The sequence below is a fragment of the Mesorhizobium sp. BE184 genome, from assembly GCF_031457045.1.
In the GTDB taxonomy this organism is placed as follows: domain Bacteria; phylum Pseudomonadota; class Alphaproteobacteria; order Rhizobiales; family Rhizobiaceae; genus Mesorhizobium.
In genome coordinates this window covers 1,123,397-1,133,144 of record NZ_JAVDVU010000002.1, presented here as the reverse complement: position 1 = coordinate 1,133,144, position 9,748 = coordinate 1,123,397, and the positions used below count along the sequence as shown (strand labels likewise).

The following is a 9,748-nucleotide window of genomic DNA, read 5'->3' as shown; positions in this document are numbered from 1 at the left end:
GACGACGACGCAAAGGGCCTGAGCATGGCCGAGTGCAGCGCCAAGTATCAGGCGGCCAAGGACGCCGGCTCGCTCGGCGACACCAAGTGGAACGACTTCCGCAAGACCGAATGCGCCGCCGGCGCCACCACGGCTGCTGAGACGAAGCCCGCCAAGAAGGCGGCCAAGGCAGCCGCCAACGACGACGACGCAAAGGGCCTGAGCATGGCCGAGTGCAGCGCCAAGTATCAGGCGGCCAAGGACGCCGGCTCGCTCGGCGACACCAAGTGGAACGATTTCCGCAAGACCGAATGCGCCGCCGGCGCAACCACGGCCGCGGAGACGAAGCCCGCCAAGAAGACAACCAAGGCAGCCGCCAACGACGACGCAAAGGGCCTGAGCATGGCCGAGTGCAGCGCCAGGTATCAGAGCGCCAAGGCCGGCGGTTCGCTGAACGGCATGAAGTGGAATGACTTCCGCAAAGCCCAGTGCGGCGCCGGAGCATCCGACGACGACACCGTGCCGAGCGCCGACGAGGCCAGCTACAGCGGCGAACCTGAAACGCCAACCGTGCGGGCGCCGCGCGGCGTCAAGTTCCCGGCCACGATCGCTCGCAAGTTCGCCGACGAAACGCCCGGCAAGGGACGCATGCACACCTGCCTCGAGCAATACTACGCCAACAAGGACGCCGACGCGCTCGGCGGCCTGCGCTGGATCCAGAAGGGCGGCGGCTACTACAGCCTCTGCAATTCCAGGCTCAAGGGCAATGTCTGATCATTGCCTTCCGGCGCATTGTCGCCAGCGTGAAAATGCAAAACCCGCGGATCGCTCCGCGGGTTTTTGTTAGATAGCCTTCCGTTTCAGGCCTCGTCGAACCCGGCTGGCGAACCGGCATGGTCATGCAAACAGACTGCGTTCCTTCTCCACTGTCCGGCTTATAAAGCTCGCCACCGCTTGGACCCGGCGCAGCGGCCGAACCGATTCATGATAGACCAGCCAGTAGGCACGGCGGATAGGCGCGGCGATCTCGACCGGCACAAGGTCCGGCATCGAGCGGGCGACGAAGGTGTGCAATATGCCGATGCCAGCCCCCGAACGCACGGCTTCCGCCTGCCCCAGCGCCGAGGATATGGCGAAGGACGAGCGCCATTCCGGGCTGAACTCGGCAGCGTAATCGAGTGAACGGCTGACAATGAGATCGGGCACGTAGCCGATCAGCGTATGGTTCGCCAGCTCCGCCGCCGATGCAGGCAGACCGTGCGCCTCGACATAGCCGCGCGAGGCGAACAGGCTGAGCGTATAGTCCACCAGCTTGCCCGCCACCAGACGGCCCTCGGTCGGCCGCTCCACCGTGATGGCGATATCGGCCTCGCGACGCGACAGCGAGAAGGACTGCGGCACCGGCACCAGATGGATGGTGAGATCGCGGTGCAGGGAGGTCAGCGCACCAAGCCGCCGCGCCAGATAGGCGACGCCGAATCCGTCCGGCGCGCCGATCCGCACGATGCCGGATACATCCTCGCCCTCGCCCGCCACGGTGGAGCGGGCCGCGATCATGTCGGCTTCCATACGCTCGGCGATGTCGAGGAAGCGCTCACCGGCCGGCGTCAATTCGCTGCCGGTGGTGAGGCGGCGGAAAAGCTTGGCCTTCAGCGCCTCCTCCAGCGCGGCGATGCGGCGTGAAACGGTGGCGTGGTTCAGTTCCAGCCGTTTGGCCGCGCCGAGGATTTGCCCGGCTCGCGCCACGGCAAGGAAGATGCGCACGTCATCCCAGTTCATCCTGCCCTCCCATTCTCCCCATTCGCGCAAGAGGATCACCGCGCAATCTGCGAAAAACCATGCACGCTTTCTCTTGTCTATCAATTTCTGCACATCGGTTGCGTTTGCGCTCGCGTTGCCTTCCGCCCGCCAAAGGTCGAGAGTGGCCCATGCTAGAATTCCAGGGAGTGGAACAATGATCGAATATGGGCACTTCATCGGCGGCAAGCGCGTCGCCGGCAAGAGCGGCCGCAAGCAGGACGTCATGCAGCCGATGGACGGTTCCGTCCGCGGCACGGTGGCGCTCGCCTCGACCGAAGAACTGCGCGCGGCGGTGGAGAACGCCAAGGCCGCGCAGCCGGCCTGGGCCGCCACCAACCCGCAGCGCCGCGTGCGCGTGCTGATGAAATTCCTCGAACTGGCGAACCGCGAATACGATTCGCTGGCCGAGATCCTGGCGCGCGAACATGGCAAGACCATCGCCGACGCCAAGGGCGACATCCAGCGCGGCCTCGAAGTGGTCGAAGTCTGCATCGGCGCACCGCACATGATGAAGGGCGAGTTCACCGACGGCGCCGGACCGGGCATCGATGTGTATTCCATGCGCCAGCCGCTCGGCGTCGTCGCCGGCATCACGCCGTTCAACTTCCCGGCCATGATCCCGCTGTGGAAGATCGCTCCGGCCATCGCCTGCGGCAACGCCTTCATCCTCAAGCCGTCCGAGCGCGACCCCGGCGTGCCGCTGCGCATCGCCGAACTGTTCGTCGAAGCCGGCCTGCCGGCCGGCATCCTCAACGTCGTCAACGGCGACAAGGAAGTCGTCGACGCCATCCTCGACGACCAGGACGTCAAGGCCATCGGCTTCGTGGGTTCGACGCCGATTGCGCAGTACATCTATTCGCGCGGCTGCGCCAACGGCAAGCGCGTGCAGTGCTTCGGCGGCGCCAAGAACCATATGATCATCATGCCCGACGCCGACATGGACCAGACGGTCGATGCCCTGATCGGCGCCGGCTACGGTTCGGCCGGCGAGCGCTGCATGGCGATCTCGGTCGCGGTGCCGGTGGGCAAGGAAACGGCGGACCGCCTCCTCGAGCGGCTCATCCCGCGTGTCGAGAGCCTCAAGGTCGGCCCATCGACCGATTCCTCAGCCGATTTCGGCCCGCTGGTCACCCAGCAGGCGCTGGAGCGGGTCAAGGGATATGTCGACATCGGCGTCAAGGAAGGCGCCAAGCTGGTGGTCGATGGCCGCGGTTTCACCATGCAGGGCTACGAGAATGGCTACTACATGGGCGGCTGCCTGTTCGACGATGTGACCCCCGACATGCGCATCTACAAGGAAGAAATCTTCGGCCCCGTGCTCTCGGTCGTGCGCGCGCCAACCTACAATGACGCGATCAAGCTCGCCAACGAGCATGAGTTCGGCAACGGTGTCGCCATCTACACCCGCGACGGTGATGCGGCGCGTGACTTCGCATCCAAGGTCCAGGTCGGCATGGTCGGCGTCAACGTGCCGATCCCGGTGCCGATCGCCTACTACACGTTCGGCGGCTGGAAGGCGTCGGGCTTCGGCGATCTGAACCAGCATGGTTCGGATGCGTTCCGCTTCTACACCAAGACCAAGACGGTCACCTCGCGCTGGCCGTCCGGCATCAAGGACGGCGCCGAATTCGTCATCCCGACGATGAACTGATCTATCGGGCGTCGGCTCTGCCGCATCGCAAAAAAGGCCGCGGATGTCCGCGGCCTTTTTCTTTAGGCCCGCTTCCAGATAAAGCCGGAATGCAACGCCAGCCTGTCGCCCGAACCGTGAACCGCGGCGAACAGCAGGCCGGCCAGGAAGGTGAAGTGATCGACGAAAAAGCCGAACTCCATCTGATTTCCGGCCCAGCGCGACGGTCCGTGGAAGGCGAAGGCCAGAAAGATCACATAGACGGCTGCAAGCAGGGCGGTTTCGGTAAAGAACGCTCCGGTCAGGAAACCCAACACCAGCGCCACCTCGAAAAACGCGGCCAGCCAGGCCAGAACCAGCGGTATCGGGAACCCGGCCGCCGCGATGAAATCGGCGGTCATCTGCATGCCGGCGAACTTGAAGGCGGCCGCCATGGCGAAGGCCGCTGCGAAAATCAGTCTCGCGACGAGAATGGCGATTGTCTTACCCATTGTGTCCTCCCTTGAAATGTTGGCGTTCAGTGGCGGCGCCACGGAAACAGCGCCCGCAGCGCCGGATCGCGCAGCCACAGCCCACCCCAAAGGAACAGGCCGAGATAGACGCTGAACAGGATGTGGCTGAAAAGCGGATTGCCGACGCGGATCTGCGTCGCCATGGCGCCGCCGAGCAGACCCATGAACAGCACCGCGGCGAGTATATTGGTGCGCGGATAGAGATAGAGCAGCGTCAGCACCAGTTCGAGAATCCCGATCGGCAGCGTGTAGCCGGTCGGCCAGCCGAGCGCCGTCATCGTCTCGTCAGCGACCGGCAGGCCGAGCAGCTTCGGTGTCACGGATGCTCCGAGCATGAACAGCACAAACAGTCCCGACAGCACATAACCCATCCGTGTCATCGTCTTCTCGTTCATGGCCATCTCCTTGACGATCAGTGTCGAAGTGAAGACGGGCGAGACACGACTGCGCCGACATCGGCCAATAAAAAAATGCCGGACAAAGGCCGAAGCCAGCCTGATCGGTCGCGTTAGCGCCTTGCCGCCGTTTCGGCATGGCTCCGCAGCAGCCCCATCAACCGCTTGGCATCCTTGCCGGCGGCATCCTCGTCTCCGGAAAGGATCGAGCGGATCAGCCCCACATGATGCTCGGCGGATTCGGCAAGCCCCGTATCGGCCTTGTAGCGGAACCAGAATCGCCGGCTGTGCGTCTGCAGCGGCGCGGCCAGCCTTGCCGCGAAAGGATTGTCGGCCGCGAAGGCCAGCGCCTCGTCCATCGTCTTGTCCGCTTCCAGGAAGGCGAACACATTGCCGGAGACGACAGCCTTCTGCATGGCAAGCGCAGCGTCGTGGAAGCGCTCGGCGCCCTCGTCGGTGACGAAGCGGGCAGCCGAGCGGGCAAGCACCACTTCCACACCGCGCCTCGCGTCGATGACGCGCAGCCAGTCCGACGCGTGCAGCGGCGCCACCGCGATTCCGGCGCGCGGGCGTATCTCCAGCAGCCCTTCCCAGGCGAGCCGCTGGATGGCCTCGCGGACCGGGGTGCGGCCGAGCCGTAGTTTGTCGATGAGGATACCTTCGGTCAGGAAGCCGCCGGGCGCCAGTTCCAGCGTGACGATCATCCGTTCAAGGGCGCGGTAGGCTTTCGCCGCAACGGGTTCAAAGGAAAGGCTTTCTTCGGCAAACGTCACGACGGTCTCCTCGACGATGGAGGAAAGATATATCAAAAGCGGATTCCCATTGACAGACCGTGCATCTTAAAATATATTACTGATATATCAGATGGAGCACGATCATGTGGACCGGAGTTTTCCCTGCCGTAACGACCAAATTCACCGACGACGACCGCCTCGACCATGCCGAGATGGAGCGCTGCTTCGGGCTGCAGATGGAGGCCGGCTGCGACGGCATCATCGTCGCCGGTTCGCTCGGTGAGGGGCCGATGCTGTCGGTGGAGGAAAAGCTCGCCGTGCTGAAAACGGCGCAGGGCGTCGCCGGCAAAAAGCCGGTACTGCTCACCATCAACGAGCCCGGCACCCGCGAAGGCGCCGCGCTGGCCAAAAGCGCCGCCAAGGCCGGCGCCGACGGGCTGATGATCGTGCCCTCGCCCATCTACCACACCAATCCGCAGGAAACCGCCGCGACGCTGAGCGCCATGGCGGCCGCTGGCGGGCTGCCGGTGATGATCTACTCCAACCGCGTCGCCTACCGCGTCGACGTCACCGTCGAGGTCATGGAGCAGCTTGCCGACGATTCTCTGTTCGTCGCGGTCAAGGAATCCTCCGACGACATCCGCCGTTCCACCGAGATCATCAACCGCTTCGGCAACCGCTTCGACCTGTTCACCGGCGTCGATAACCTCGCTTTCGAAGCGCTTTCGGTCGGCGCGATCGGCTGGGTTGCCGGGCTGGTCACCGCCTTCCCGAAGGAAACCGTCGCCATCTACCATCTGATGAAGCAGGGAAAGCGCGAAGAGGCGCTCGCCATTTATCGCTGGTTCCGGCCGCTGCTCGACCTCGACGTCTCGACCTATCTGGTCCAGAATATCAAGCTGGCCGAGGCGCTGGCCATCGGCACCAACGAGCGGGTGCGCATGCCGCGCCAGCCCCTGTCGGGCGAACGGCGCACGGCCGTCGAAAAGATTGTCCGCGATGCCTTGGCTGTGCGGCCGGAGCTGCCGAAGCTGAGCGTGGCCAAGGCGGCCTGAAAGAAGCCTTTCTTCGCCCCGTTCACGGGGAGAAGATGGCGGCAGCCAGATGAGGGCAGCGCCGACGTGTCTGACAGTTCCGATTTCCGCGGAAGTCCAAACCATCCGTCCTCCGCGCTCCGGGCACCTTCTCCGCGTGAAGGAGGAGAAGGAAACCGCATCGCCATTGTCGGCGGCGGCATCATCGGCATCTGCTGCGCGGCCTATTTGACCGAAGCCGGCCACGCCGTCACTGTCTACGACCGCACCGGCATCTGCGAGGAGACGAGTTCGGGCAACGCCGCCGCCTTCGCCTTCTCCGACGTGCTGCCGCTGGCGCACAAGGGGATGATGCGGAACCTTCCGCGCTGGCTGACGGACCCGCTCGGCCCGCTCTCCATTTCACCCGCTTATCTGCCAAGGCTGCTGCCCTGGCTTTGGCGTTTCTGGCGTGCCGGCAACGCCGACCGCTATGAAGCGGCGCTTGCGGCACAGGCGTCGATGATGGCCTTGGCCGAAAGCGAATGGGCCGATCTCATGGAGAGCTCCGGCACCAGATCCATGCTGCGCGAGGACGGCTCGCTCGAACTTTACGAAAGCGAGGCGGAGTTCCGCTCCTCCCTGCCCGGCTGGGCCGCCCGCGACCGCTTCGGCATCGGCTACCGCCACGTCGATGGCGAAGACCTTGCAGCCTTGCAGCCGGGCCTCTCGCCGCGCTTCACAAAAGGCACCTTCATTCCTGGCTGGAAGACGGTGTCCGACCCGAAGCTTTTGGGCAAGGCAATCTGGGCCCATGCCGAGGCGAGGGGCGCCCGCTTCGAGCGGGTCAGGATCGACGGCATCGAGGCTGCCGGCGACGGCCAGCCGGGCGGCGTGCTAAGCTTCGCCAATGGTGGCAGCGCGGGCGCGGACCGCGTCGTTATCGCCGCTGGCGCCTGGTCGCATCTGCTGGCGCGCCAGCTCGGCGACCCGATCCCGCTCGAAACCGAACGCGGCTACAACACCACCCTGCCACCAACGGCCTTCGACCTGAGGCGGCAGCTCATTTTCTCCGGCCATGGTTTCGTCGTCACGCCACTGGAAACCGGTTTGCGGGTCGGCGGAGCGGTTGAATTTGCCGGCCTCGAGCGCGCGCCCAACTTCAACCGGTCGAAGGCGATGCTGGAAAAGGCGAAAGCCTTCCTGCCCGGCCTCGATCCTACCGGCGGCCGCGAATGGATGGGCTTTCGGCCATCGCTGCCGGATACGCTCCCCGTCATCGGCGCGGCCCGCAATGCACCCGGCATCGTTTACGCTTTCGGCCACGGCCATCTGGGGTTGACGCAGGCCGCCGCCACGGGCCGCTTGATCCGCGATATACTGCTGGGGCACTCTCCCGCACTCGACCTCGCTCCGTTTTCACCGCAGCGTTTCTGAGGAAGATCGAATGTCGCGTCACACCTTCACCTGCCTCGACGGTCATACCTGTGGCAATCCGGTGCGGCTGGTCGCCGGCGGCGGGCCATTGCTCGCAGGCAAGACCATGATCGAGCGGCGGGCGCATTTCATTGCCGAGTATGATTGGATCCGTACCGGCCTGATGTTCGAGCCGCGCGGCCATGACGTGATGTCTGGATCGATCCTTTATCCGCCAACCCGCGAAGATTGCGACATCGCCATCCTGTTCATCGAAACGTCGGGTTGCCTGCCCATGTGCGGGCACGGCACCATCGGCACGGTGACGATGGCCGTCGAGAACGGTCTGGTGAAGCCGAAGACGCCGGGTACGCTCAGGCTCGATACGCCGGCAGGCCTGGTCGTCGCCGAATACAAGCAGGTCGGCAATTATGTCGAAGAGGTGCGCATCACCAATGTGCCGTCCTTCCTTTACGCTGAGGACCTTCCGGTCGAGTGCCCCGATCTCGGCGAACTGCGCGTCGATATCGCCTATGGCGGCAACTTCTACGCCATCATCGACCCGCAGAAGAACTATCGCGACCTGGCCGACTATTCGGCCGGCGACCTCATAGCGTGGAGCCCCGTGCTGCGGCAGCGCCTCAACGACCTCTATTCCTTTGTCCATCCGGAAAATCCGGACATCAACGGGCTGCGGCACATCCAGTGGACCGGCGCGCCCGTGCATCGGGAGGCGCATGGCCGCAACGCCGTCTTCTATGGCGAAAAGGCCATCGACCGCTCGCCTTGCGGCACCGGCACGTCAGCGCGCATGGCGCAGCTCGCCGCCAAGGGCGCGCTCAGGCCGGGAGACGAATTCATCCATGAATCGATCATCGGCTCGCTGTTCAAGGGCAGGGTGGAAAAAACAGTCGAGGTGGGTGGCAAACCTGCCATCGTGCCCTCCATCGGCGGCTGGGCGCGGCAGACCGGCCTGAACACCATCTTCATCGACGATCGCGATCCCTTCGCCCATGGCTTCGTTGTCCGGTGATCTTCGACTCGGCCTCTTCCATTCCGCGATGCCGGAGATTTTTGCCTTGAAACCAGCGCAACGATCCGTCTCAGCAGCCCTTCTCAGCGCGATATCTTTCGAAGAAAGGCAGAAAATCGGTTCGGAATCGTCAAAGACATTGCGTTGTGCCAATGTTACGGTCCACGATAGTCCAGGGGCAGAAGCCGAAAAACAGGCACCCGGATGGCGTGCTTCACTTCGAGCTGATCGGCCGAAGAATCACGTTGCAATCCGGGATCAGAACCTTACGACTAGGAACAATATGAAAAGGGATGCGTCCTTGCGGCGAAATCTCAGGGGAGCCTTGTGAATATGCAGTATTTCGTTCAGCAATTGATCAACGGGCTGACGCTGGGATCTATCTATGGATTGATCGCCATCGGTTATACGATGGTCTACGGCATTATCGGCATGATCAATTTCGCCCATGGCGATCTTTTCATGGTCGGTGCTTTCATCGCTCTCATCGTCTTTCTGATCCTCGGCGCGCTGTTCTATTCGGTGCCCGTCGTGGTGGCGTTGCTGATCATGATGATCGTGGCGATGCTCCTGACCGGCCTCTACAACTGGGTCATCGAGAAGGTGGCCTACCGGCCGCTGCGCGGCTCGTTCCGGCTGGCGCCGCTCATTACCGCCATCGGCATGTCGATCGCGCTTTCCAATTTCGTCCAGGTCACCCAGGGTCCGCGCAACAAGCCGATCCCGCCCATGGTCAGCCAGGTCTACAACATCGGCGGCATCTCGGTTTCGCTGAAGCAGATCATCATCATCGTCGTGACCGCCATCCTGCTCGCCGTGTTCTGGTATCTGGTCAACCGCACCTCGCTCGGCCGTGCGCAAAGGGCCTGCGAACAGGATCGCAAGATGGCGGCGCTGCTCGGCGTCGATGTCGACCGCACCATTTCCATCACCTTCATCATGGGCGCAGCCCTGGCTGCCGTCGCCGGCACACTGTTCCTGATGTACTACGGCGTCGTATCCTTCTCCGATGGCTTCGTTCCGGGCGTTAAAGCCTTCACAGCCGCTGTGCTCGGCGGCATCGGCTCGCTGCCGGGCGCCGTACTCGGCGGCCTGATGATCGGATTCATCGAGAGCATGTGGTCGGCGTACTTCTCCATCGACTACAAGGATGTCGCCGCCTTCTCGATCCTGGCCATCGTGCTGATCTTCCTGCCTTCCGGCATCCTTGGCCGGCCCGAAGTCGAAAAGGTCTGA

Annotated in this window: 10 protein-coding genes; 6 read left to right on the top strand and 4 right to left on the bottom strand. The window is 63.7% G+C overall.

Annotated elements, in window-relative coordinates:
- On the top strand, positions 1–753 hold a 753-nt coding region (locus tag J2X35_RS13585), incomplete at its 5' end, for a hypothetical protein (protein WP_310186067.1).
- 123 nt (positions 754–876) lie between these two features.
- On the opposite strand, the gene J2X35_RS13580 is transcribed toward J2X35_RS13585, so the two are convergent.
- Complete coding sequence (locus tag J2X35_RS13580; RefSeq protein WP_310186066.1) at positions 877–1,758, bottom strand: LysR family transcriptional regulator; 882 nt, start codon at positions 1,756–1,758, stop codon at positions 877–879.
- Between the two features lie 175 nt (positions 1,759–1,933).
- On the opposite strand from J2X35_RS13580, the gene J2X35_RS13575 reads away from it, so the two are divergent.
- On the top strand, positions 1,934–3,430 hold the full coding sequence (locus J2X35_RS13575) for a CoA-acylating methylmalonate-semialdehyde dehydrogenase (RefSeq protein WP_310186064.1): 1,497 nt from the start codon (positions 1,934–1,936) through the stop codon (positions 3,428–3,430).
- 62 nt (positions 3,431–3,492) lie between these two features.
- Here J2X35_RS13575 and J2X35_RS13570 read toward each other — a convergent pair whose 3' ends face one another.
- The 3 genes from J2X35_RS13570 to J2X35_RS13560 form a co-directional block, all read right to left on the bottom strand.
- Complete coding sequence (locus J2X35_RS13570) at positions 3,493–3,900, bottom strand: DoxX family protein (protein WP_310186062.1); 408 nt, start codon at positions 3,898–3,900, stop codon at positions 3,493–3,495.
- 26 nt (positions 3,901–3,926) lie between these two features.
- Positions 3,927–4,316, bottom strand: coding sequence for a DoxX family protein (locus J2X35_RS13565; protein ID WP_310186060.1), 390 nt, complete (start codon positions 4,314–4,316; stop codon positions 3,927–3,929).
- A gap of 113 nt (positions 4,317–4,429) precedes the next feature.
- Positions 4,430–5,089 carry a GntR family transcriptional regulator gene (locus J2X35_RS13560; protein ID WP_310186172.1) on the bottom strand — a complete coding sequence of 220 codons (660 nt, stop codon included), beginning with the start codon at positions 5,087–5,089 and terminating at the stop codon, positions 4,430–4,432.
- Positions 5,090–5,193: 104 nt separating this feature from the next.
- Between J2X35_RS13560 and J2X35_RS13555 the strand changes: the two genes are divergently transcribed.
- The 4 genes from J2X35_RS13555 (at position 5,194) to J2X35_RS13540 (ending at position 9,748) form a co-directional block, all read left to right on the top strand.
- Positions 5,194–6,105 (top strand): dihydrodipicolinate synthase family protein, encoded by a 912-nt coding sequence (locus tag J2X35_RS13555; RefSeq protein ID WP_310186058.1) that lies wholly within the window; start codon positions 5,194–5,196, stop codon positions 6,103–6,105.
- Positions 6,106–6,171: 66 nt separating this feature from the next.
- Positions 6,172–7,500, top strand: a complete 1,329-nt coding sequence (locus tag J2X35_RS13550; protein ID WP_405023214.1) for an NAD(P)/FAD-dependent oxidoreductase — start codon at positions 6,172–6,174, stop codon at positions 7,498–7,500.
- 10 nt (positions 7,501–7,510) lie between these two features.
- Positions 7,511–8,512, top strand: a complete 1,002-nt coding sequence (locus J2X35_RS13545; protein WP_310186057.1) for a 4-hydroxyproline epimerase — start codon at positions 7,511–7,513, stop codon at positions 8,510–8,512.
- A 333-nt stretch (positions 8,513–8,845) separates the two neighbouring features.
- A complete protein-coding gene (locus J2X35_RS13540) occupies positions 8,846–9,748 on the top strand; it encodes a branched-chain amino acid ABC transporter permease (protein ID WP_056112760.1) in 903 nt (300 codons plus the stop codon).

What these genes read in the sequence shown, in the direction of transcription:
- J2X35_RS13580 (WP_310186066.1), bottom strand. Translation starts at nt 1,758, where the DNA reads ATGAACTGGGATGACGTGCGCATCTTCCTTGCCGTGGCGCGAGCCGGG.
- J2X35_RS13575 (WP_310186064.1), top strand. Translation starts at nt 1,934, where the DNA reads ATGATCGAATATGGGCACTTCATCGGCGGCAAGCGCGTCGCCGGCAAG.
- J2X35_RS13570 (WP_310186062.1), bottom strand. Translation starts at nt 3,900, where the DNA reads ATGGGTAAGACAATCGCCATTCTCGTCGCGAGACTGATTTTCGCAGCG.
- J2X35_RS13565 (WP_310186060.1), bottom strand. Translation starts at nt 4,316, where the DNA reads ATGAACGAGAAGACGATGACACGGATGGGTTATGTGCTGTCGGGACTG.
- J2X35_RS13555 (WP_310186058.1), top strand. Translation starts at nt 5,194, where the DNA reads ATGTGGACCGGAGTTTTCCCTGCCGTAACGACCAAATTCACCGACGAC.
- J2X35_RS13545 (WP_310186057.1), top strand. Translation starts at nt 7,511, where the DNA reads ATGTCGCGTCACACCTTCACCTGCCTCGACGGTCATACCTGTGGCAAT.
- J2X35_RS13540 (WP_056112760.1), top strand. Translation starts at nt 8,846, where the DNA reads ATGCAGTATTTCGTTCAGCAATTGATCAACGGGCTGACGCTGGGATCT.